Annotated in this window: 1 rRNA gene; it reads left to right on the top strand. The window is 55.5% G+C overall.

Annotated elements, in window-relative coordinates:
• Nucleotides 1–328, top strand: a 23S ribosomal RNA gene (locus tag EII26_RS13000); the annotation flags it as partial.

Genomic DNA, 328 nt, shown 5'->3' with positions numbered 1-328 from the left:
CCGATAGAGAAGAGTACCGAGAGGGAAAGGTGAAAAGCACCCCTGGCGGGGAGTGAAAGAGACCTGAACCCGTGTGCCTACAAGCGATCGGAGCACGAGTTGCGTTTTCGGACGCAGGGGCGTGTGACGGTATGCCTTTTGTAAAATGAGCCGGCGAGTTATTGTGCGTAGCAAGGTTAAGGACTTTGAGGTCTGAAGCCGCAGGGAAACCGAGTCTGAACAGGGCGCCATAGTTTCGTACAATAGACCCGAAGCCCGACGATCTATCCATGTCCAGGTTGAAGCCCCGGTGAAGCGGGGTGGAGGACCGAACCGAAGCCTGTTGAAA

The organism is Fretibacterium sp. OH1220_COT-178, assembly GCF_003860125.1.
Lineage (GTDB): Bacteria > Synergistota > Synergistia > Synergistales > Aminobacteriaceae > CAJPSE01.
This window is presented reverse-complemented; position numbering and strand designations above follow the sequence as displayed.